Source organism: Variovorax sp. Soil_C_17 (assembly GCF_057657265.1).
This window is the reverse complement of record NZ_JBDGIT010000005.1, coordinates 167285-190354: the sequence shown is the minus strand read 5'-3', so window position 1 is coordinate 190354 and position 23070 is coordinate 167285. Positions and strand designations below refer to the sequence as shown.

At 64.6% G+C, this 23070-nt stretch carries 18 protein-coding genes and 2 pseudogenes; 11 read left to right on the top strand and 9 right to left on the bottom strand.

The window, feature by feature from the left end; translation table 11 throughout:
- Positions 1-98: 98 nt before the first annotated feature.
- Entirely contained in the window at positions 99-797 is a 699-nt protein-coding gene (locus AC3A6Y_RS23700) for a LuxR C-terminal-related transcriptional regulator (RefSeq protein ID WP_487870692.1), read from the top strand.
- A gap of 23 nt (positions 798-820) precedes the next feature.
- On the opposite strand, the gene AC3A6Y_RS23695 is transcribed toward AC3A6Y_RS23700, so the two are convergent.
- Together AC3A6Y_RS23695 and AC3A6Y_RS23690 are read right to left on the bottom strand one after the other, a co-directional pair.
- The gene (locus AC3A6Y_RS23695) at positions 821-1474 is read right to left on the bottom strand and encodes a VOC family protein (RefSeq protein ID WP_487870691.1); all 654 of its coding nucleotides are present in this window, start codon (positions 1472-1474) and stop codon (positions 821-823) included.
- Positions 1475-1506: 32 nt separating this feature from the next.
- Positions 1507-2112, bottom strand: coding sequence for a DUF6130 family protein (locus AC3A6Y_RS23690; protein ID WP_487870690.1), 606 nt, complete (start codon positions 2110-2112; stop codon positions 1507-1509).
- Positions 2113-2605: 493 nt separating this feature from the next.
- Here AC3A6Y_RS23690 and AC3A6Y_RS23685 point away from each other — a divergent pair, with 493 nt between their 5' ends.
- The 7 genes from AC3A6Y_RS23685 (at position 2606) to AC3A6Y_RS23655 (ending at position 8209) form a co-directional block, all read left to right on the top strand.
- A complete protein-coding gene (locus AC3A6Y_RS23685) occupies positions 2606-3751 on the top strand; it encodes an alpha/beta fold hydrolase (protein ID WP_487870689.1) in 1146 nt (381 codons plus the stop codon).
- Positions 3752-3865: 114 nt separating this feature from the next.
- Positions 3866-4576, top strand: coding sequence for an SDR family NAD(P)-dependent oxidoreductase (locus AC3A6Y_RS23680; protein ID WP_487870688.1), 711 nt, complete (start codon positions 3866-3868; stop codon positions 4574-4576).
- A gap of 26 nt (positions 4577-4602) precedes the next feature.
- Positions 4603-4839, top strand: coding sequence for a tautomerase family protein (locus AC3A6Y_RS23675; RefSeq protein WP_487870687.1), 237 nt, complete (start codon positions 4603-4605; stop codon positions 4837-4839).
- 120 nt (positions 4840-4959) lie between these two features.
- Positions 4960-5931 (top strand): enoyl-CoA hydratase/isomerase family protein, encoded by a 972-nt coding sequence (locus AC3A6Y_RS23670; RefSeq protein WP_487870686.1) that lies wholly within the window; start codon positions 4960-4962, stop codon positions 5929-5931.
- A 359-nt stretch (positions 5932-6290) separates the two neighbouring features.
- The gene (locus AC3A6Y_RS23665; protein ID WP_487870685.1) at positions 6291-7106 is read left to right on the top strand and encodes an alpha/beta fold hydrolase; all 816 of its coding nucleotides are present in this window, start codon (positions 6291-6293) and stop codon (positions 7104-7106) included.
- A gap of 53 nt (positions 7107-7159) precedes the next feature.
- Entirely contained in the window at positions 7160-7543 is a 384-nt protein-coding gene (locus AC3A6Y_RS23660; protein WP_487870684.1) for a cupin domain-containing protein, read from the top strand.
- Positions 7544-7738: 195 nt separating this feature from the next.
- Positions 7739-8209 carry a DM13 domain-containing protein gene (locus AC3A6Y_RS23655; protein ID WP_487870683.1) on the top strand — a complete coding sequence of 157 codons (471 nt, stop codon included), beginning with the start codon at positions 7739-7741 and terminating at the stop codon, positions 8207-8209.
- Between the two features lie 19 nt (positions 8210-8228).
- On the opposite strand, the gene hmpA is transcribed toward AC3A6Y_RS23655, so the two are convergent.
- The 4 genes from hmpA to AC3A6Y_RS23635 all read right to left on the bottom strand — a co-directional run bounded on the left by hmpA (position 8229) and on the right by AC3A6Y_RS23635 (position 14228).
- Entirely contained in the window at positions 8229-9443 is a 1215-nt protein-coding gene (hmpA, locus tag AC3A6Y_RS23650) for an NO-inducible flavohemoprotein (RefSeq protein ID WP_487870893.1), read from the bottom strand.
- Between the two features lie 310 nt (positions 9444-9753).
- Positions 9754-9966, bottom strand: coding sequence for a hypothetical protein (locus AC3A6Y_RS23645; protein WP_487870682.1), 213 nt, complete (start codon positions 9964-9966; stop codon positions 9754-9756).
- A 198-nt stretch (positions 9967-10164) separates the two neighbouring features.
- A complete protein-coding gene (locus tag AC3A6Y_RS23640; RefSeq protein ID WP_487870681.1) occupies positions 10165-13143 on the bottom strand; it encodes a bifunctional diguanylate cyclase/phosphodiesterase in 2979 nt (992 codons plus the stop codon).
- Positions 13140-14228, bottom strand: a complete 1089-nt coding sequence (locus AC3A6Y_RS23635) for a TRAP transporter substrate-binding protein (RefSeq protein ID WP_487870680.1) — start codon at positions 14226-14228, stop codon at positions 13140-13142. Before AC3A6Y_RS23635 ends, AC3A6Y_RS23640 begins: the two co-directional genes overlap by 4 nt.
- A 231-nt stretch (positions 14229-14459) precedes the next feature.
- Here AC3A6Y_RS23635 and AC3A6Y_RS23630 point away from each other — a divergent pair, with 231 nt between their 5' ends.
- Positions 14460-17525 (top strand): PAS domain-containing protein, encoded by a 3066-nt coding sequence (locus AC3A6Y_RS23630; RefSeq protein ID WP_487870679.1) that lies wholly within the window; start codon positions 14460-14462, stop codon positions 17523-17525.
- A gap of 20 nt (positions 17526-17545) precedes the next feature.
- Here AC3A6Y_RS23630 and AC3A6Y_RS23625 read toward each other — a convergent pair.
- Positions 17546-18556 (bottom strand): annotated as a pseudogene (locus AC3A6Y_RS23625) (autotransporter family protein); the annotation flags it as partial.
- A 20-nt stretch (positions 18557-18576) separates the two neighbouring features.
- On the opposite strand from AC3A6Y_RS23625, the gene AC3A6Y_RS23620 reads away from it, so the two are divergent.
- Entirely contained in the window at positions 18577-19017 is a 441-nt protein-coding gene (locus tag AC3A6Y_RS23620) for a hypothetical protein (protein WP_487870899.1), read from the top strand.
- A 136-nt stretch (positions 19018-19153) separates the two neighbouring features.
- Here the strand turns inward: AC3A6Y_RS23620 and AC3A6Y_RS23615 are convergent.
- Positions 19154-19258 (bottom strand): annotated as a pseudogene (locus tag AC3A6Y_RS23615) (ESPR-type extended signal peptide-containing protein); the annotation flags it as partial.
- A 559-nt stretch (positions 19259-19817) separates the two neighbouring features.
- Between AC3A6Y_RS23615 and AC3A6Y_RS23610 the strand changes: the two are divergent.
- A complete protein-coding gene (locus AC3A6Y_RS23610) occupies positions 19818-21989 on the top strand; it encodes a TonB-dependent receptor (RefSeq protein WP_487870678.1) in 2172 nt (723 codons plus the stop codon).
- Positions 21990-22178: 189 nt separating this feature from the next.
- Here AC3A6Y_RS23610 and AC3A6Y_RS23605 read toward each other — a convergent pair whose 3' ends face one another.
- Positions 22179-23063 carry a LysR substrate-binding domain-containing protein gene (locus tag AC3A6Y_RS23605; RefSeq protein WP_487870677.1) on the bottom strand — a complete coding sequence of 295 codons (885 nt, stop codon included), beginning with the start codon at positions 23061-23063 and terminating at the stop codon, positions 22179-22181.
- Positions 23064-23070 lie beyond the last annotated feature (7 nt).

Here is a 23070-nt window from a genome sequence, read left to right as displayed (position 1 = left end):
CCTATTCACACCGATTCACTGGCGCCTCCAGCGGCCGAGGTCCACCATGGATGCAATGCGCCCAAGTCACTTTTTTGCCGACCACGAGGAGATCCCAGATGCCCATTCCTTACCATGCGATCGGCACGATGCTCGGTTCCCGCGTGGGCGATCGTTCGGCTCCGGCCGCCCCGGCGCGTCTCGATGCAGTCGTGATCGGCACCGCTTCCCCGGCGCTGCGCTTCGGCCTGGAGAGCGTCATCGGCACCCTGCCCGATCTGCGCCTGGCGGGTTCGGCAAGCACGCTGCGCGAGCTCGCGGAAGCTTGCACACGCGTCGGTCCCTGCCTCGCCCTGACGGACGGCTGGTCGGCTGACGGCAGTCTCTCTCAGCTCATGGACGTGCTCGTCTCCCGGGCCAAGCAGGTGCGAATCGTCCTCATCACCGACGGCTGCCGGCCGCTGAGCGTGCGCGAGGCGTTCAGGAGCGGCGTTCTCGGCTTCGTCAGGCCCAGTGACGGCATCGACGAGATCCGCAGTGCCTTGCAGAGGGTGGCGAGCGGCCAGCGCCACATTCCCGGGGATATCGCCGCCCACCTGGCGGAGTCGCTGGAACTGGAGAATCTGACCAGCCGCGAGATGCAGGTCCTGGACCTGCTGTCACTCGGTCGGTGCAACAAGGCGATCGCCAACGAGCTCGATGTGGCAGTAGGTACCGTCAAGACGCATGTCAGAGCGATCATGTGCAAGCTCGATGCGCCTTCTCGGATGGCGGCCACCCTGGAAGCCAATCGCCGGGGACTCATCAGGATCGGCTAGGCTGCATGCGCCGGCGCCCGCCATCACGTGGGCAGCGGCGCGCCGGTCAGCTCCGCAAAAAGGTAGTCGGCATACCATCGCGGCCAGTTTGGATCGTACTCCGTGCCCGTGCGCTCTTCATGCTCGCCGTGCGCGATGGCAGTCCGCTGCAGCGCCGCCTCCAGCTCGGCCCGCGAGTTGAATTGCACGAGGTTCGCATCGCCCCGGCCTGGCAGGCGGGACGAGACTTCCTGCAGCAGCCACGCGTTGCCGTCCGGATCGCTGAATGCGGCGTAAGAGCAGTACGTCTGCCTGGCCGCATGCGGCCCCGCTGCGGGCGCTTCCCCCGGCAATCGATGGAAAATTTCTCCTACCTCGATGCCACGCTGCATCAGTTCGGATCGGGCCGCTTCGATGTCCGTCACCGCAAGAAGGAGCCCGTGCGCGGATCCGGGGATCGCAGGCGTGATGCCCTTTCCGATGTGCACCGAACACGAGGATCCCGGCGGCGTGAACTGGAGAGCGCGGAATGACTCGCCATTTGCCAGGTCGGCATCCAAGCGCCAGCCAAGCTGCTCGTAGAAGCGCTTTGCTCGCTCGACGTCGGAGACAGGGATCGTGATCACTTCGAGCTTGAGGTCCGCTCGCAGCAGTTCGGGCGCTTTCATCGGTACGCCGGGCCTTTCTGACATGCTCATTGCAGCTTCCTTGGTTGTGCCTGGTGGGCGCGTCAGTGCCTGTGAGGACCCGAGCCGGCCTGCCCGGGGACGGTGACGGCGATGATTTCGGTGACCAGAATCTTGTGCACCGGGTCGGCGACTTCGATCCGCATCTTGTGCAGGCCGGGCTGCAGGCCCACCACGATGATGGGATCTTCGCTCGTGTGTGCCCATGTGCCCGGCCGATCGTCGACCGTCACGTGAAGGTGGCCTACCCGTGGTGACACACCGAGCGCTCCGTTGCCGAAGACCGGGATGATGCGGATGTTCTCGGTCCGGTACTGAAGAATGACGACGCCTCGCGCCAGGGGCTCGACCAACGGTGGGTAGACGACGAGCCTGGGCGGCGCCTCGTCGGACAGCGGAATCACTGCGGCAGGACGGCCGATGTCGTCCGTCTTCTGCGCCCAGCCCGCCGTGCAGCAAAGCGTGAGGCCGACCGCGAAGGCGAGATGGCAGAAGGTGAATCGTGTGGCGTGTGCCGATGTCGCCCGGGCATCGCGAACGAACCGCCCTTCCCGGGGATGGCGAGTTCGGATGCGTTGCGCCGATGGCCTGCCTGCCATGCAGATCCGGACGAGCGTCGCAGCGGTTGCCAGGTTTCGAATTGCTTTCATGGGGACGTCCTTTCCACGGTCACGATGAAACATGCGGCTGACGTGCAGCCGGACTGTTCGCGCGGTCCGGCTCATGGAGGCCGGATGGCATCCTCGGAAGCGTGGTGCCCGAGGGAATGCCGGGACCACTGTGGCGCAAGCCCTGCAGCGAGACATCCGTCTTTGGGTAGGCACCGGCGCATTCCATCGGCGGGAAGGTTGGCCTGACCACGGTTGCGCGCCGCACGTGGCCACGCCGAGCATTCATGGTTCGCCGCGGCAGCGCACGGTGTTGCGCAAGTCGTTGCACCGATTTGCAAGGCCGTCTTTCAACGCAGCCTCCCGCCGAAGGAATGCGCACCGGTCTGCCCAAAGCCAGATACGCCGGAGCCGAGATCGCGCCAAAGTACGGCCAGGCGAAGCTCCACCTCGGCTGAACACCCTGTTCTGTACCGCCGAGGTTGAACCACCACCCGTTGAGTCCGTTTTGCAACTGCAACCTACAGGCGTCCACATGACCGCTGCCCAACGAATCGGAAAGACGATCCTTCGCATGCCCTGGCGCGCGGAGGACGCCGTCGATGTGGTGATTCCGTCGGTCCCGGTGCAAGCGACCTCGTTGCAGAGGCGCTCCTTCCTCGGCTCCACGGCGATCGGCGCCGTCGCCGCCCAGCTCGGCAGCACGGCCCCCTTCGCCGAGGCCGCCGGTTCGCCGAAGCTGGGGCGCGCAGCGTCGCCGAAGCGCCTCGAGCCGCTCGAGCACATCGAGGCGGGCGTGCTCGACGTGGAGTACTTCGAAGCCGGCCCGGCCAACGGCACGCCTGTGATCCTGCTGCACGGCTGGCCCTATGACATCCACACCTACGTCGACGTCGCGCCGATGCTCGCCGCAGCCGGTCATCGGGTGATCGTTCCGCACCTGCGCGGCTACGGCAAGACCCGTTTCCTCTCCGACACATCGCTGCGCAACGGCCAGCCGAGCGCGGCCGCCGCCGACATGATCGCGCTGATGGACGCCCTGAAGATCGACAAGGCCACGGTGGCAGGCTGCGACTGGGGCGCGCGGACGGCCTGCATCATGGCGGCGCTCTGGCCGCAGCGCGTGAATGCGCTGGTCTCGGTGAGCGGCTACCTGATCGGCAGCCAGGAAGCCGGCAAGATCCCCTTGCCGCCGGAGGCCGAGCTGCAGTGGTGGTACCAGTACTACTTCGCGACCGAGCGCGGTCGCCTCGGCTACGAGAAGAATCGCCAGGCGTTTGCGAAGCTGATCTGGCAGACCGCCTCACCGAAATGGGCCTTCGATGCCGCCACCTTCGAACGCAGCGCGCATGCCTTCGACAACCCGGATCACGTGGACATCGTGGTCCACAACTATCGCTGGCGGCTCGGCCTGGCGGAAGGCGAAGCGAAGTACCGCGATCTGGAGGCGAGGCTCGCAGCGGCGCCGGTGATCGGCGTGCCGACCATCACCCTGGAAGGAGATGCCAACGGCGCGCCACACCCGCCGGCGAGCGCCTATGCAAAGAAGTTCTCGGGACCCTACGAACACCGGCTCATCACCGGCGGCACCGGGCACAACCTGCCCCAGGAGGCGCCCGAAGCCTTCGCGACGGCAGTCATGGACGTGGCGCGGCTTCCAGCCGTGGCGACGACCAGGTAGGCCCAAGACCATGGCGCAACAGAAGCGTCCACTGCTTCCGACAGATTCGTTCCTGCGCATCCAAGCAAGGCACAGGGCATCCGTCACTCTTTTGTCAACCGAAAGGATCAAACCATGAACGCTCAGCAAAAAGTCGCCCTCGTCACCGGTGCATCCCAAGGCATCGGTGCCGGCCTCGTCAAGGGCTTTCGCGATCGAAATTACCGCGTCATCGCGACGTCGCGAACCATCCAGGCATCCGATGACCCCGACATCCTGACGGTTGCCGGTGACATCGGCTCAGCCGATACAGCGCAGCGCGTCGTTTCACAAGGCCTCGAACGCTTCGGGCGTATCGACAGCCTCGTCAACAACGCGGGAATCTTCATCGCGAAGCCATTCACGCAATACACGCAGGCCGACTTTCTGCAGAAGATCGCCACCAACGTCGCTGGCTTCTTTCACATCACCCAGGCTGTCGTCGAGGTGATGGAACGCAATGGCACCGGGCACGTCGTGAGCATCACCACCAGCCTGGTGGACCATGCCAACGTCAACGTCCCCTCCGTTCTGGCATCGCTCACGAAGGGTGGCTTGAACGCGGCAACCAGGTCACTCGCCATCGAATACGCTGCAAAGGGCCTACGGTTCAACGCGGTGTCGCCGGGCATCATCAAGACGCCGCTCCATGCTCCCCAGACCCATGCTGCCATGGCGGCATTGCATCCCGTCGGCCGCATGGGCGAGATCCGCGACATCGTCGAAGCTGTGCTCTACCTGGAGTCGGCGGCGTTTGTGACGGGCGAGATCCTGCATGTCGACGGTGGCCAGAGCGCGGGCCACTGATCGCACCAGGCCAGAGGACCCCGATCATGCCGATCGTCACCATCCAGGTCACCCGCGAAGGTACCCAACCGGGAACCAGCGCGGTCACCGCTGCGCAAAAGGCCGCCTTGATCAAGGGGGTCAGCGAGATGCTTCGCGACCTACTGAACAAGCCACTCGAAAGTACCTTCGTCATCATCGAAGAGGTGGAGACCGACAACTGGGGATGGGGCGGCCTGCCGGCCCTCGAGTACCGTCGGCAGCAAGCCACGAAACCGAGTTAGCCATCCACTTGCTTGCCCGGGTCGTGCGCGTCACGCCCGCGCTGGACCCTTCCACTTCCCGAACGAGGAAACACCATGAATCAATCCCGCACGATGTTCGCCGGCGCAGGCGCGATGGCCTTGGCCGGCATCGCCAGATCGAGCTATGCGCTGGCACTCGCCCTCGCACTCGTCACATGTGGCATCGCGCATGCCCAGACGACCGCCGTGCCCAAGCCAGGCACCGCAAGCGCGAGGTCGGCGCCGCCTCCGGCGGGGCAGTCGGACCAGCCCGCCAAGGTGCGCATCACGAAGCGCACCGCCGCCTACTGGCGGGTCACGCTGGACAATCCTCCGCTCAACATCATCGGTGCAGGCGTGATCAAGGATCTTGCCGCTGCGCTCGACCAGATCGAAGCCGACCCGCAGGTCCAGGTGGTGGTCTTCGACAGCGCCGTACCCGGGTACTTTTCAGCGCACTACGATCTGCTGTCGCCCCTCTCCGATACCACGAGGCTGAGTCCCGGGCCCACCGGTATGCCTGCTGTCCCGGACATCATCGCCCGCCTGAGCCGAATGCCGGTCGTGACGATCGCTTCCGTGCGGGGAAGGGCGACCGGCATCGGCAGCGAAATCGTCCTGGCGTGCGACATGCGCTACGCCAGCCGTGAGAAGGCGGTGCTTTCCCAGTTCGAGGTGGGCGCCGGATTCGTCGCCGGCGGCGCTCCCATGGCCCACCTGACACGGCTGGTGGGGCGCGGCCGAGCGATGGAGATCATGGTGGGCGCGGACGACATCAACGGCGACATCGCCGAGCGATACGGGTATGTGAACCGGTCATTGCCCGACGCGAAGCTCGATTCGTTCGTGGACGAGTTGGCGATGCGCATTGCGTCCTTCGACCGCCAGGCCGTGATCGACACCAAGAAGCTGGTCAACGCGGCCAACCTGCCGACGGACGCGGAACTGCAGGCGAGCTGGGATGCATTCATTGCCTCGGTACAGCGGCCCGCCGCACAGGCCAGGCTGAAGGCCTTGATCGACAAGGGCCTGCAGCGCCCCAGCGATGCGGAGCGGCACCTGGGCCGCCACCTCGCCGACTATGGAAAGTGACACCCACGCATGCGCATGGGGGTCGATTTGTACGCCAGTGTGTCCAAGCGGCGCGCGAACACAGCGGAATGCAAATCGGCCGTTGCTCGACACACCGCCGATACGAGCGCCTTCTCTAATCGAGCCCATGGCCCGCCCTGTGGCGAGCGCCCAGCGCCGGCTCCAACTGCGTGGATGTCCGAGCCCGAGTTCATCAAGAAAGCATTGTCCCGATGGCCCAGCTGACCGTTCGAAGGCTCTTCATGTCCGCCCTCCTGCTCGGAGTCGCCGTGCTGGCGTCATGCACACACCTCGGCCATCGAAGCCCGCGGGAAGAAGTCGGCTTCCTCGAGATCGATTCCGGGATTCAACTCAGAAGGATGGTCGTTCGAAGCGCCAAGCCCAAGGGCAGCGTTCTTTTCCTGCACGGCTTTCCCGAAACCCTCTATGCCTGGAAGAACATCGCGTCCGTGCTCGCCGAAGACTACGAAGTGCATGCTTTCGACTGGCCGGGCTTCGGACTCTCGACGCGGCCGCCGGCGGACGAGTTTTCCTACGCGCCCAGCGACTACGCACGTGTTCTGAAGGCCTACATCAGGAAGGCGAACATCGATACTTCCACGCTGACCATCTACGCCACCGACATTGGAGCCCTGCCTGCGCTCCTGCTCGCGCTAGAGGAGCCGGGCATCGCCAAGGCCATCATCGTGGGCGACTTCGCGCCGCTGAACAGGCCGCAGTACATGGTGGACAACCTGCAGGCGCTGAAGACGAAGTCCTCCTCGGACGCGGTGCGCGCCGCGTTGAACAAGAACCGGGACGAGATCCTGGAGAACGCGTTCAAACGGGGTTTGGCCAAGAACGAACAGTTCGAGCTTTCGCAGGCGTTGAAGGACGACATGCTCCGCGGCTGGAACCACGGCAGCCTCACCACTGCCGACGCCTTCTATCACTACTACGCCCACTTCACACGCGACCAGGAGTACTTCGAAGCCAATCTTGGAAGCCTTCGGACGCCCGTCAAGGTCGTGTGGGGAGAGAAGGACTTCTACATCAAGAAGGAAATGGGCCTCGATCTCGCGCAGAAGGCCAAGCTGCCGATCATGGTACTCCCCAACATCGGTCACTACCCGCATCTCCAGAATCCCCGGCAGACCGTCAACGAAGTTCGCGCTTCCGCCGCAGGCGGCAGTTAGAGGACATTCTTCCAACATCACGAAAAGGAAATTCAATGCACACGATACGAACCATGGCCGCAGCGATGCTGTTCGTCGGAAGCGGCCTGGCCGCACAGCTCGCACTGGCGCAGCCCACCGGGCTTGGACGGACCGACATCCTGAAGCAGGATCTCGACGCCTCCGGACGCGAGGTCGTCCAGGTTCGGGTGGACTTCGCTCCCGGGGTGGTGGCACCGAGGCACTCGCATCCGGGCGTGGAAGTGGCCTATGTTCTCGAAGGCACGATCGAGTATCAGATCGATGGCAAGCCGCCCACGATTCTCAAGACGGGAGACGCCTTGTTCATTCCCAACGGCGCAGTTCACACAGCAAGGAATGTCGGCCCCGGCAAGGCATCGGAACTGGCCACCTACATCGTGGAGAAAGGCAAGCCCGCATTCGTGCCGGCCCCGTGAGGACGGACCGCGCGCCTGCCAGGGTCGCTCCCGTGCTGCACACGGGCTTGATCTGTGTCAAATTGCGAACCTGACGCCCCGTCATCGCCGGCGCGCTCCGCATGCCTGGCAAGTGCCCCGAGAGGAGAAACTACCCGGCCCGTGGCGAGTTGGCGAGGTGTGTAACCCCTGTCCGCGCGCCTGTCCTTACCCGCCGTGAAGAAGATCCTCTTCCTTGTCGTTTCGCACTTGACCGTCGCAGCCCTGGGCTTCGGCGCGGGTGTCTATGTCTTGCCCATCCTCACGGCGCCGACCGCACCCTCGCAGGGCGAGGTGACTGCACTGGCCGCCCAAGCGCAGTTCACGGGCCGGTTCAGGCGCGATCTGACAGACAGCGATGCTCTGCATTGGGGTGAAGGCGCGGTGTCGGTGAGCCGGAGCGCGGTGTCGCTGCAAGGCAGAATCGCGCCCGGACCCGACTACAAGCTCTACCTCTCGCCGGAGTTCGTGCAGACCGAGGCCGACTTCCTGCGGCTGAGGGCGAAGATGCTGCGCGTGGGCGACGTGAGAACGTTCGAGAACTTCGTCGTGCCGATGCCGGCATCGGCCGATCCGACGGCCTACAACACGGTCATCGTCTGGTGCGAATCATTCGGCCAGTTCATTACGGCGGCCCAGTACCGATGATGCCCGGCGGGCCACCCTTCTACTCTTCGAACACGTCGGTCCCGAAAACCTCGTAGTGCACACGCCCCTCGGGAACGCCCAGTGCCTTGAGCGTTTCCACCTGCGCGCGCATGAAGGGCATCGGACCGCAGATGTAGTAGTCGGCATCGGCCTTGAGGGCTGATGCCGAAATGCGCCGCAGGTCCACCAGTCCCTGGTGATCGTAGTCGTAGCCGAGGACGTCGCTGGGCAGCGGCGCATCGTAGAACACGATGTTGGTCAGCCGCCGGTTCGTGTCGGCAGACGCCTTCAAGCGGTCCTTCATCGCGTGGACCGCCCCATTGCGGGCGCCGTGCACGAACACGACCTCGCGGTCCGTGTTCTTCAGGACCGCCTTCAGCATGCTGACAAGGGGCGTCAGGCCCACTCCCCCGCTGATCAGCACCACCGGCGTGGTGGCGTTCATGTCGACATGGAAAGGCCCGAAAGGCGGGGTGATGCGCACCACGTCGCCCGGATTGACATAGTCGTGCAGAAGGTTCGACACGTATCCGGCGGTATGTGGCCCGCCCTCGCTCTCGCGTTTGACCGAGATTCGGTAATACTTGCCGTTCGGCGCATCCGACAGGCTGTACTGGCGGACCTGCTGCAGGCCCAGACGAGGAACATCGACCACGATGCTGATGTACTGGCCGGGCTCGAAATCGGCGATCGCCCGGCCGTCTTCGGCTTCAAGAAAGAAGGAGGTGATGACTTCGCTCTCGGGCCGCTTGTGCCGCACCACGAAGTTGCGCCAGCCCCGCCATCCGCCGGCACGCCGCTGCGCCTCTGCATAGAGCGCCTCCTCGGCGGCGATCATGATGTCCGCCAAGGCTTGATAAGCCTCAGCCCACGCGGAAATGATGTCATCCGTTGCAGCTTCGCCAAGAACCTCCTTGATCGCTGCCAGCAGATGCTCGCCCACGACCGCGTATTGGGCGGGCTGCACATTCAGACTCGCATGCTTGTGCGTGATCCGTTCGACCGCTGGGCCCAGCGCCGACAGGTTGTCTATGTGGGTGGCATAGGCCAGCACCGCCGCGGCCAGCGCCCGCTGCTGCTCGCCACGTTCCTGGTGCCGCATGTTGAAGATGTTCTTCAACTCCGGATGGGCTTCGAAGAGGCGCTCGTAGAAGCGCTGGATGATGGTGTAGCCCTGAGCGGCGAGAACCGGCGCGGTCGCCTTGACGGTAGCGATCTTGGATGGATTGAGCATCTGTGGTCCTTGACTCTGTGAAGGCCGCGATGGCGATCTTCGTAATGCGTTCAGCTCACACGGGCGCCGGTTCCGATAGACAGACACGCGGTCGCACGCGTCATCCCGCCGGTCGCTGCATCGAGCATCGCCAAGTCCGTGCTGCGCGTGTCACGCGCATCTGATCTGGTAGAGGCGAGCACACCAGCCAAGCATGGATCCATGTTATTCCTGTGAATGCGAGCGTCAACCCTGCAATCGGAGACAAAGCCGCTCTTTCGGCGGCTGCCGGCGCAGTCGCATCGCCAAGTCAATTCTCGCGTGCAAATGGCTAGCCGTCGAGCGGCACGCCCCCGCCGAAGCGGCAGACCCATCGGTCCCACAGGTCCTGGCCCACTGCGGCCATCGATTTCTGCCACATCAGGAGTATTCCGGCCTGGCGCTGCTGCGCCTGCAGCAGCGTCCCGATGGCCGCAGCTTGCCATTCGAAAGCCAAGTTGAGATGTCCGTCGCGAAGCGAAGGGACGGGGGCGGATTCGGTCATGACGATTCTCCGGTAAGGTCGTCCGCAGCTTCGCATGGGGGCAGTTTGGACTTCTTGATTCAGCGCAAGGGACAACCCGATGGATAGGTCAATCTGCTGCGCAGACCAGGCAGACCGAGCAGATCAAGCCGAGGGCGGACGCAATGGCAAGCACGAGGGGGCGCAACTTGGTGCCAGGCCGTCGTCTGCATCCGAGGCTCAGGAAGCCGTCTCGAGGTCGAGCTGAGCCTCGAATTCCAGCGGCGGCACTGGTTTGCTGAAGAGATAGCCCTGGCACAGCGTGCAACGATGCTTCTCGAGAAAGGAGAGCTGCTGTCGCGTTTCGACGCCTTCAGCTACGACCTCCAGCCCCAGGTTGCGCGCCATGCCAATGATGGTTTGGACGATCAGCTCGACCTTGGGATCGGCACCGAGCTTCTGGACGAACGACTTGTCTATCTTGATCTGGTGCAGCGGCAATTGCGTCATGTAGGAAAGCGACGAGTAGCCCGTGCCGAAATCGTCCATCGAGAAGCGGATGCCCATCGCAGCGAGCGATTTCATCTTCTCCACCGTGTCCGTGACGTTGTCCTGCAACAGACTTTCGGTCAGCTCGAGCTTGAGCCGCGTCGGGTCGGCGCCGGTCCGAGCCAACACCTCTCGAACCTGCGGCACGAAATCGCCTTCCCGAAACTGTCGCGCACTGACGTTGACGGCCAGCTGCAGGTCTCTGCGCTCTGGCTGATGCCTCCAGCGTTCCAGCTGCCTGCATGCGGCCTCCAGCACCCACAGGCCGAGGGGCACGATCAGGCCAGTCTCTTCGGCCAGTTCGATAAACGCAAGCGGCGGCACCATGCCTCGCGTCGGGTGCTGCCAACGCAGCAAGGCCTCCGCGCCCACGATCTGCCCTTTCGTGGTCACCTGGCTCTGGTAGTGCAGCAGGAACTGGTCCCCTGCAAGTGCGGCGCGCAACTCGCTCTCCATCGTCGCGCGTGCCGTGATCGTTGCTTGCATGGCCGCCTCGAAGAAGCGCATGGCATTGCCGCCCGCGCTCTTCGCGTAGTACTTGGCGATGTCGGCCTGCTTCAGCAGCGCCTCGAGCGATTGCGGCTGCCCGTCGAAGAGCGTGGCACCCATGCTGCAGGTCCCGTGATATTGCTGCGTGCCAAGCACGTAGGGTTGGCCGAGCTCGGCCAGCAATGCTTCGCCGATGGCGGCAGTCTGCCGCAGCGCCGCGGCCGGGTCCGTGCCGAGGTTGCGCAGCAACACCACGAACTCGTCGCCTCCGAGACGGGCCACGGTATCCCCCTGGGGCAGATTGGCTTGCAACCGCGCCGCCACATGCTTGAGCAGAACATTGCCCATGTCATGGCCATGTGCGTCGTTGACTGCCTTGAACTTATCAAGGTCCAGGAATAGCAAAGCGCCTCGCCAGGCATGGCTGGCATTGGTTTCGATGACGCTTTGGAGCCTCTGCAGCAGGAGCCTGCGATTGGACAGCCCGGTGAGAACATCATAGAAGGCGAGGTGCTCGATCTCCTTGACTGCCAGCTTGGTATCGGTGATGTTGCGCAGGATGACGATGAACCGCGGTTCCAGCTCCTGGTCGAAGTATTTGCGCGAAACCGAGATCTCGAACCACGTCGGTCCGTTCACGTCGGAATGCTCGAACTGGCGACCCCGCGAAAAGCCGACCGCATGGGCTTCTTCAAGCGCTGCCATCAACTCTGTGGCGCTCTCCAAGGGCAGCAGCTCGGTGAGCAGCTTGCCGATAGGGTCCTTGTCTGCGAGCAAGGAAACTGCGGCGCGCGGCGCATGGAAGTGATGGCACCGCCCTTCCAGCCCGACCTCGAGCAGCAGATCCGGCAGCGCATCCAGGGTCGCCTGCAATTGCGCCTTGCCTTCCACGATCGCGGCAGTGTGCCGTCTTTTTTCGGTGACGTCGCGGAACACGCAGACGAGTCCACCATCCGGTGTGCGGCTCCTCATGCAGACGATGATTTGGCCGCCCGGAAGGGCGAGCTCATGCTCCCCCTCTGCCGGATTGTGCAGCGCGGGCTCCGCCTGTTCGATGATGCGCCGAAACGGCACGTGCGGCGCGATCGTGGCGGCGGCTCGGGGAAAGAGTTCCAGGAAGCGCCTGTTCCAGGTCACGATCCGATCCTGCGCATTGAGCAGTACGAAACCATCCACCATGGATTCCAACGCCTGGTCCAGGGTCGCCTTCGAGCGCAGCAGCTCGGCCCGGGAGCGCCACTGGCGCCGCAACTGCAGGTGGGCGAAGCAGCTGACCAGCACGATCATCAGCGCAAAGCTCGATGCCACGCCCAAGATGAACATGCGTTGCTTGCGCCAGTCTTGCAACACGAAGTTCAAGGGGATGCTCGCGACGATCAACAGGTTGCGGTGCAAGGTCGGGCGCGCGACGACGATGGCCGGCTCGCCGCTCAGGCGCGCGGCCATCCGCACGGCGCGCCCATTGCTGGTCTGCTCGCTCAGCGCCGGCAGGATGGTGCGACCCGACAGATCGTCGCGCGCAGGCACGCTGGCCAAGATCGGTCCGGCATCGCGCTCTAGGGTGACCTCCAGCCCCTTGATGTCTGCACCCTGCGTGAGGATCGTCGTGAGCGGAGTAATCGGCACTTCCGCGACCGCCACGATCCTGCTGTCGTCGACCAGCCGCACGGTACGCGCAAAGTAGAGCACCTTCTGCGAGCTGGACTGACTGACGGAAGGCAGGCTGATGGCCAGCGTCGAAACCGGCTGCGCAGCAACGCGCTCCAGAAAATCGGGCGGCAGTTGGACGGCGAGCTGGTCACGGCGCCGGTCGGAGGACGACAGCACGGCGCCGTCCTGTCGCAGGAAGGCGATGTGTCGCACCAGCAGGTTCTGGCGCACGACCGCGTCAAGCAGCTGCAGGGTCTCCGGTCTGAGCGCATCGGCGGCGACCGATGCCGCCGTGGAGGACTGTAACGCGTGTCCTTGGGCCGCGAGCACCATATCGATGCTGAGCAGACTGCGATTGAGCGCGGCTTCCGAGCCGCTCACGAAGCGCATCGTCAGGCTCTCGCTGTCGGAAATTGCGTTCTTGCGGATCTCCCAGGTCATGACGGTGGCGCTCGCGAGAACGCCGAGTAGAAACAGCCCTGCCACACCGTAGATGAACGCGGTGGTGCGGCGGGGCAGGCGCTTGTTCACCGTGCTGCCGCCTTGATGCCGGTTGCGGGGCCGAGGGTCTGATTCCACACCGGCGTGCAGGAAGCCCCGCAGCGCTGCAGCCACCCGGCCAGCACCTTGGTCGCGAAGATCTCCCGCCCGAGCTTCTGGTCTTCTGCAGAAGGCCGCGCCTCCACCATCGAGCCTTTTCTGTCGCGTGTGCATCCGGCGGTACCCGTGTTGCACGCTACGCCTTCACTGGTTTCGCGTTCCGACTCGGCCCACACGGCAGTCTCGAGCTTGGGAAGCTCGCTTCGCAGCAGTGTCTTCAGCTCCGCCGGCAGTGCGTGCCAGGCATCCTTGTTCGCACCGAACACCGCGAGCCCCCAGTTGATGGGCATCGTATAGATCGAGCTGGTGACCCGATGCAGGCCCAAGGTGTTGCCCGACATCGCGCCCGTGATCGCGCAGTCCGTGTTGCCTGCACTCATGTTGGACATGAGTTCCGCGAACTCGGTGAAGACCGGCGTGCCGTCGAGGGCCCGGACGAAGTCGGCCTGCGCCGCACCCGAGATGCGGATGCGCCGTCCCGCCAGGTCGGACAAACGCTTCATCGGCTGCTTGCAGAAAACGACCTGTGCCGGATAGACATAGATCGCGAGCAGTTCTACATCGTGACGCTCGCGCAGCGTGCGCTCCAGGTAGGGACGGAACGCGTTGACGACACGCCGCAGAGAAGCCATGTCCGGATTCAGGCCCGCCAGGTCTGGCGCGCCCAACTCGGGGTGGTCGTTGGAGATCTGGCTCAGGAGCGCCGTGCCGAAGGGGACCACGCCCAGCTTCATCAGGTTGAGCATCTCCGGTCCGGGAACGCCGGCCTGGTTGAAGGGAACGATGCTCGCGCTGTACTTGCCGCCGCTCAGGCGTGCGAGCTCCTGGCTCCAGAAGCGTTCCTCGTGCAGCGTGTACTGGCTCACACTCGCCAATCCGCCGACGATGCGAAGTCGTTGCGCAGGCGCGGGCACGGCCTGGGCCAGGGCGCTCGCAGTTGCGCCGATCAGCATGAAAGCGCCGATGTAAGTCGAAAGGATTCGGCGCCGCCACCACGGGCGATTGCAGGAGTTCATGGTGAAATCATGGTGCAAATGACGTCCGTGGGACAGCCTTCTTGCCTAGCAGGCGTGCTTTTTTTGCAGAAGTCCACACAGCGAAGCGACGTGACCGGGCTTTTGTTGTTCTGGAGCGGTGCAGTGCTGACAATGTGTCCAACGCTCAGCCAAAACGAGCTTGCCGATGGGCGCACGGATCCTTCGGCATCGAGGCGAAGTTGGGATTCCTGATCACGAGAAAGTTCTAACGTGCGTCTGAACCTCAAGTCCAAGATTGCGCTGTCGGTCAGCTTCGTAATGATCCTGATCATCGCCATCGCAGGTTCATTGGAGCACCGGCAACTGGGGCGGGACTTCCTCAAGGTCCTGCGAAAGCAGCAGAGCGTGCTCGTGGACGCCAAGGCCGATGGACTGAGCGAACAGGTGGAACTTCGACTGATGGCGCTCGTCCAGTTGGCAGGTTCCGTCGACGAGGAAAGCTTGCAGCAAGCCGAGCATCAGCGACAGTTGTTCGAGCGTCTGACAGGCGTCAGGTCCCTCTTCACAGAACTGGGCTTCGTCCTGCTGGACGGCACAGTGATAGCAAGCGACGCCACGGGCGCCCAGAGCGGCACCCCGACCAATATCGCGGACCGAGCCTACTTCAAGCGCGCACTGGAATCGGGCAGGCCTGTCATCTCTGAACCATTGAATGCGCGCACCAGCCAGCAGCCTTCGGTCATCATGCTGGCTCCCGTGCGAAACGCCAAGGGCGAGATCATCGGCATGGTCGCCGGCGGGCTCGAGTTGCTGAAGCTGAACGTGCTCGGAACGCTGCGGCACGAAAGGGTGGGGAACAGCGGTCACTTTCTCCTGACCAGTCGTGGCGAGCAGCCCGTCTATCTTGCGCATCGCGATGCGAGCAAGGTGATGCAGCCGGTCGACCATGGCGGCCTGGAACTGAATGACCGAGCCGACAGCGAGATGTTGTCGGCCATGGACCGATCGCACGCCGCCATCGTGACGAGCAAGGGGGTGCGCTCCACCGATTGGGTGCTCAGTGCCGTCCTGCCTGCACAGGAAGCCTTTGCGCCCTTGCGCGTGGCCCGGGACAAGCTACTCCTTGGCGCAGCGCTGGCGGCGCTGCTGGCAGGGGCGCTGGTCTGGGCCGTGACGGCCTGGCAGTTGAAGCCGCTCGAGCGCCTGCAGCGCGCGGTGGCGCAGCTGCGCCGGGCGCCCTCCTCCGAGCTTGCGCTACCGCACACCTTCAATGACGAAATCGGCGATCTGGCGCGGGATTTCACGCGGCTGATGCAAGAGGTTCGTGTTCATCAGGCAGAGCTCCTCGCTGTCCAGGACGCATCGCCGCTGGGCCTCTTTCGGTGCGACAGGGAAGGAAGGATCACGTACGTCAATGAGGCCTGGAGGCGCATCAATGGAATCGGCGCAGACCAATCGCCCGACGGCTGGATCGACTTGGTGCGTCCCGCGGTGCGGGAGAAGGTGCGGCATGATTGGCTCCAGGCTGCCGGCAGCACCGAACCTTTCGGCGGCGTGATCCGCCTGCACCGGGGCGATGGCACTGCCGTCCTGGTCTCGGTGCGAACTGCGCCCATTACGATTCAAGGCAAGGTCGTGGGCCGCGCCTGCACCATCAGCGACATCACCGAGAGCGCAGCGAGCGAAAAAGCCCTTCGAACACTCACGGCCGTGTTCGAGGCCACACCCGACTTCGTCATTCAGAGCCGTCCCGACGGACGCATGACCTACATGAATCCGGCCGCACGGCGTCAATCGGGCCTGGCGCTCGACGAGCCCCTTCGGGGCAAGAGTGCCGCGCAGTTCATGCCCCCATGGGTTCTCCAACGGCTGCAGCAAGAGGTCATCCCCGCGGCGGTGAGGCATGGGGTGTGGATCGGCGATACGGCCGTCTACGATGCCCAGCGCAACGAAATGCCTGTGAACCACATGGTCATCGCCCACCGCGATCAAGATGGCCGACTCGAGCACTTCTCCGGCATCATGCGCGACATCTCCGCCGCGAAGGCGGTGGAACAGGCGCTGAAGGAGAGCGAGGCCCGGCTGCGCACGATCACGGACAATCTTCCAGCGCTTATTGCCGAACTCGATACCGATCTCAGGTTCCGCTTCGCCAACCGGGAGTACAAGGATTGGCTGGATTTCGAGCCGGCACAGCTGATTGGGAAGCACCTTCGCGAGCTCTATGGCGATCCGATCTTTGCCGAAGTCTGGCCGTATTTGGGAGAGTCCCTGGCAGGACAAGAGGTGGTCTGCGAACACGATCTGACGACGCCGGCGGGCACCCGCCGGGTTCAGGCCTATCTGGTCCCCCATCGCGACGAGGCAGGCCGGGTCGTCGGCATCTACACGCTGGTCAGCGACATCACAGTGCGCCTGCAGGCAGAACGGTCGATTCGCCACAGCGAGCAGCGCCTTCGTAGCGTTACGGACATTCTGCCGATGCGCGTGGCCTACATCGACCCGCACGAGCGGTACCAGTTCTGCAATCTGGCCTATGGCAACGCCCTCAAGATGAATCGCGAAATGTTGTACGGCATGACGATGAGAGAAGCATTGGGCGAGCGACACTACCTGGCGCTCGAGCCGCGCGTCCGTCAAGTGCTTCGGGGGGAAACCGTCCACTACGAGCGCGAGTTCGGCACACCGGAGCACTACCGTTGCGACAAGGTCCACTACATCCCGCAGTTCGGCGACGACGGAACGACCGTGCTGGGCTTTGTGGCCATCATTGCCGATGTGACCAAGGACAAGCTCGAGGAACAGCGCCTGGTGCAGCTCAGCGAGCACGACAGCCTCACTGGCCTGCACAATCGCGCCAGCTTCGAGCGCAGGCTGAGTGATGCAATGGCTCGCAGCTGCAACGAAGGCAGCATGCTGGCGCTCATGTATCTCGATATCGATCGTTTCAAACAGGTCAACGACCACCACGGTCACCACGTCGGCGATCTGCTTCTCAAGGGTTTCGCAGTCCGCCTGACGCAGGCGCTCCGCAACGGGGATGTGGTCACCCGGCTCGGTGGCGACGAGTTCACCATTCTCATCGAGAGCCTGGAAAGCGCTGAGGACGCAAGGACCGTGGCATCGAACCTGATCAAGGCGATGCAATCCCCCTTCCTGCTCGAAGGCGAGTCCCTGCGCATCACCACCAGCATCGGAGTTGCCCTGTACTGTGGAGAACAGGGCACGACACCCAAGAATCTGCTCTCCCGGGCCGATGAGCAGCTCTATGCAGCCAAGGGCCAAGGGCGCAACAGGTTCAGCATCCAGGCAGTTGTCGGCGAGTCGGCGCACTGAGTCATGCGCCCGCTTCGGCCCTACCAGCTCACCCGCACGCCGATCGTCCCCTGCACCGATGACTTCACCCGAGCCTCGCCGCCGTTGCTAACGGTGCGCCCGACTTCGCCGTACAGCGTCATGGCCGGCGTCAGCGCCAGCGACAAGCCGCCGGCCACCTCCGTCGCCGTGTAGCCGCCGGCACTGGCGATGCGCGTGACAACTGCCGGGCCTACGAAATCGACCAGGTCGGCACCGGAGCTCGCGCGGTAGACGTTGACCCGCGCATAGGGCTGCAAGCGGCCCAAGCCGGTGCCGATGCTGCCCTTGATGCGCAGGCCAACCCGGCCGATCCATCCGCCATCGGCATCCTGGCGGACGCGTGCGCCGGCGATCGTCACATCGTCGAGGTTGATGCGCTGATGGATCAGCTGGACCTGCGGCTCGATGCTCCAGCCCTCCGCCAGTGCAAAGGACTTGCCCGTTTCCACCGATGCCGAGACGCTGCGCGCCTTGCCCGACACCGCGAAGCTGGCGTCCGGGCGCACGGTGTAGCGGTGGCTGCCCGCCTGCAGCACGGTATCGACGTACCAGCCGCTCTCGGCGTTCCGCCAGCTCGCATAGCCGCCGAGGTAGCGCGAGCGCAGATCGGTGCTGCCAACTCGGCCGATGGTGCTGTTCGCGAAGCCGCTCACATCGACACTGCCATCCAAGCCGCCGACATAGAGGCCGAATCGCCAATTGCCGCTGACGAGCAGGTCGCTGCCGGCCTGCAGGCCGCTGAGATGGCCGTCACTGTGAGCGAAAGTGTTGCCGCTCTGCCGGATGTCGAGGTCTTTGTGCACCGCGCGCACCCAGGCCCGGCGGTCCAGGCCGGTGCCGCTGTCGTCGAGACGGCTGTGCAGGTTGCCGAGCATTGCGAGATCGCCCTGGCGAAGCTGGGCGGGTAGGGCAGCAAAGAGGGGCATCTCGCTGCGATAGACCGGGAGGACGACGGCTGGCGCGACGGCACTCGGCGCCTCGGTGGGGACCTCGGTCTCCTTCGGTGTTTCGGCGGCTGCCGAGGAGGCAGGTGCTTCTGCGGATGCAGGTGCAGGTGCCGCCGCGGGTGCAGGTGCCGCCGCCGGTGCCGCCGCGGGTGCAGGTGCCGCCGCCGGTGCGGGTGCGGGTGCGGGTGCAGGTGCCGGTGCAGGTGCCGGTGCCGGTGCAGGTGCCGGTGCCGGTGCAGGTGCCGGTGCAGGTGCAGGTGCGGGTGCGGGTGCCGGTGCCGGTGCGGGTGCGGGTGCAGGTGCAGGTGCAGGTGCGGGTGCAGGTGCCGGTGCGGGTGCGGGTGCAGGTGCAGGTGCAGGTGCAGGTGCCGGTGCGGGTGCGGGTGCAGGTGCGGGTGCAGGTGCCGGTGCAGGTGCAGGTGCAGGTGCGGGTGCGGGTGCGGGTGCGGGTGCCGGTGCGGGTGCGGGTGCCGGTGCGGGTGCGGGTGCGGGTGCAGGTGCCGGTGCAGGCGCCGAGCAGGTAGCTTTACCAACATCCTTGTCGTTGCCGCAGTTCGCTGCCGGGGCGGCGCTCGCCAGGGAGAGAAGTGCCATGGCTATGCAAGCTTGCGTCCCCAACGCCCCCGCGCGTCCAGGCATCCGCTCTTGCGACTCGGACCGGGCACTGTCATCGGCCGCGGAACGGGCCACGCCATTGGCGAGCTCCGAGGCCACGGCCCACGAGCCTTTCGATGCACTCCAGATGATCCTGAAAACGCGGTTCATGTCTTTCCTTCCTCTTGTTGAAGCCGCCGAAACGGCAAATGAATACTTTCGAATGTAGAACCGAGGTACTCATATAACTAAGGAAAGAGTTAACACATTTGGTTTCATTTTGCAGAGCGCTATGCTTTTCATAGCGGACGACGCGCGCCACCGGGGCCGCCCAGGCATTTTTACATCGCGAAAAATGCGACAGGAATTAGTCTTGCGGAGAGGTCCGGCGCGCGAACCCCAGCAGGTCGGGCACAGCACGCGCCAGAGCCGAAAAATCGCGCCGTGCCGATTCATGTCGAGGTCAAGCCGTCGACCTTCTTTGCGCGTGGCAACCAGCCAACACGTTCAACGGGTCGGATTTGGTCTTTACAATTCGCCCGCCGCGTCCAGCGGCCGTCATTGGTGGCGTCAGCGAACCCGCGCGAGCGGCGCTTCGGTCTGCGCGCGCCAAACGCCCCACCCAGAGCAGTTTCAAGGCAGGGCATGCCCAACGTTCGCCTCTCAGCGCGAACGCACTCGGCATGTGCGGCCGCCCTGCGCGGCATCCGCTCAACCCATACCGTCCAGCATGAAACCCTCTCCGACCCCCCCGCGCTCCTTGTCTCCCCTTTCCCTCCTCGCCGGCGCCGTGCTCGCTTCGCTGCCCTGCGCCGCCTTGGCGCAGGACGCGGCGGTCGGGGGCAGTTCGACCCTGAAGGAGGTCACAGTCAGCGCAGAGACGGACAAGGGCTACGCCCCGGCCGCCGCCAGCACCGCCACCAAGAGCAGCGCACCGCTTCGCGATATTCCGCAGGCCATCAACGTGCTGCCCGAGCAACTCCTGCGCGACCAGGGCGCCACCTCGATGCAGGACGCACTGCGCAACGTGCCGGGCGTGAGCTTCAATCACGGCGACGGTCAGCGCGACCAGGTGGTGATCCGCGGTTTCAGCGCTCTCTCCGATTGGTTCGTCGACGGCGTGCGTGACGACGCGCTGTATTTCCGCGACCTGTCGGACACCGAGCGCATCGAAGTGCTCAAGGGGCCGGCCGCGGTGCTCTACGGCCGGGGCTCCTCGGGTGGGCTGATCAACCGCGTGACCAAGAAGCCGGTGTTCGGCGCGCAGTTCGGCGAGGTCTCGCTGGGCCTCGGCAGCAATAGCTACAAGCGCGCCACGGCCGATCTGAACACGCCTATCGGCGAAGCGATGGCGTTTCGCCTCAACGTCGCGCGCGAGAAGTCCGACAGCTACCGCGACCAGCAGTTCACCGACCGCTACAACATCGCGCCCTCGCTCGCGATCAAGTTCAGCCCGCAGACCGACCTCCTGCTGCAGTACACGAACCTTCGCGACCAACGCCTGACCGACTTCGGCATCCCGGCGCTCAACGGCCGACCCGTGGACGTGCCTGTCGGCACCTACTACGGCTCGGCGCATGCGCGGCGCGACGACACCGTGACCAGCAGGGTCCAGACCTTCACCGCGACCTTGAACCACCGTTTCAGCGACGCATTCAGCCTGCGCAACACCACGCGCTACGCCAGCTACCATCTGGATCGCTTCAACACGTTGCCCAGCGGCACCACCGACCCCGTGCGCCTGACCGTAGGCCGCACCCGCGGCTTCGTCGACCGCGACGAAAGCGGCTGGTTCAACCAGACCGACCTCACCTATCGCAACCAGCTCGGGGGGTTGCAGCAGGAGTGGCTGATCGGCACCGAGCTCGGCGTGCAGCGCAAACGCCTCTATTCGGTGTCCTCGGCCGTCGGCTATCAGCGGGTGAACATCTTCAACCCCGTGGCGGACCCGTTGCCGATTCCGGCCGCGAGTTACCTCGCGGACAGCGCGATCCCGAGCAACAGCGAATTCAAGACTGCCGCGCTCTACCTGCAGGACCAGATCACGCTGGCGCCGCAATGGAAGGCGCTCGTCGGCGCGCGTTACGACGTGTTCAAGCAGGACACCAGCTTCGAGCGCAAGCTTTCGGCGCTGGAGCGAACCGACCGCAAGTTCAGCCCGCGTGCCGGTCTGGTGTGGCAGCCGGACTCGGTGCAGTCCTACTACGTGTCATACAGCCGCTCTTTCCAACCTTCGGGCGAGAACTTCGCGCTGTCCACCGGCAACATCGACAACGAGCCGGAGATCACGGTCAACAAAGAGATCGGCGCCAAGTTCGATCTGCTGGATGGGGCACTGAATCTGACGACCGCGCTGTTCAATCTCGAGCGCTCCGGCATCAAGAACACCGACCCGAACAATCCGCGCCGCCAGATCAACGTGGGCACGCAGCGCACCAATGGGCTGGAGATCGCGCTCAACGGCCGCCTGCAGGGGCGCTGGGACGTGAGCGGCGGCTACGCCTACCTGGATGCCGAGATGGTGAAGTCCGTGGCCACCGTGAGTTCGCTGCAACTGCCGGTGGGTGCTCCGATCCCGGTCCAGGGCAAGACCGCCGCCCTCACGCCGCGCCACTCCGCCTTCATCTGGGCCATGAAGGACCTGGGTCACGGTTTCAGCGCCGGCGGCGGGCTGAACTACGTTGGCGCCCGGTACGCCTCGCTGAGCAATCTGGTGACACTGCCTTCGTACCTCACGGCCGACCTCGCGGCCGGCTACAAGACCGATCGCTACGAGATCGCGCTGAACCTGAAGAACATCACCAACCGCAAGCACTACCTCTCGGCCCACGGCACCGTGGACAACCTGATCTTGCCGGGGCCTGGGCGCGAACTGCAGCTCACACTGCGCGCGAAGTTCTAGGCTGAACCTGGGCGCTTGCATCCGCAGGATGACTGCGCGCAGGTGTCCTGGGCAACGTGCGGCGATTCTTGCCAAGTGATTTTGCGAGTTCGGGCTCGCGGTCGTTCTCGCGTGCGGAGATCTCGGCCGTGGCCAAGATCACAGCCCAAATTCCGACGACCAGCGCGACCCCGTCTCGGTCCTCAAAGATCAAGCCTGATGTGCGAGAGCGTCGGATGCACACAGTCGCTTTTCGAAGGCGGACACCGTCGTGCCCGCCGGGGTACCACTCCGCCTCACGAACAGGGTTTCGACGAAGAGCGGTTCCGGCACAAACGCCTCCATGCGCAGCGCACAACGGCTCTGACTGGCCTCGACGACGCTACGCGGCAGCACAGTTACACCGACGTTGCCGCCGACACATCCCAGAATGCCTTCCACGGTGCCCATTTCCAGCCGCCGATAAGGCAGCCATCCGCGCGTGATGAACTCTGCGTCCAGGCGTCGGCGATAGGAACAGCCCTGCCGGAACGTGATGACCGTCAATCCACCCTGTGCGAGCCGTTCTCTTATGGTGGTCGTGCCCCGCGCAGTCACCAACACGAGCTCTTCGCGAAAGGCAGACCGGGTCACGAGATCCGGGTGATCGATCGGCCCCGCGACCAAGGCACCATCCAGGCGATGGGCCAGGACATGCTCCAGCAATTCGGTGGTCGGACCGGTGCGGACCTCGATCTGCACTTCGGGATAGGCCTGGTAGAAGTCGGCCAGCAACTTGGGCAACCGGACAGCGGCAGTGGTCTCCATGGAGCCGATGCGCAGGTTACCCTGGACCACGCCGACATCGGAGACCACCGCACGGGCTTCGGCCGCAAGCGCCTGGAGGCGCTCGGCGTACACCAGCAGCCGCGCTCCGGCCGGCGTGAGCGTCACGCCACGGCTGTGTCGCACGAACAGCGGGACATCGAAGTCTGCTTCGAGCTGTTTCATGCGCACCGTGACGTTCGACTGAACGGTGTGGAGCTCGAGTGCAGCGCCGGTGACGGAGCCCTGCCGGGCCAGGGCGAGAAAAGTTGCGAGAGCGGTCGCGTCCATGCTGCCC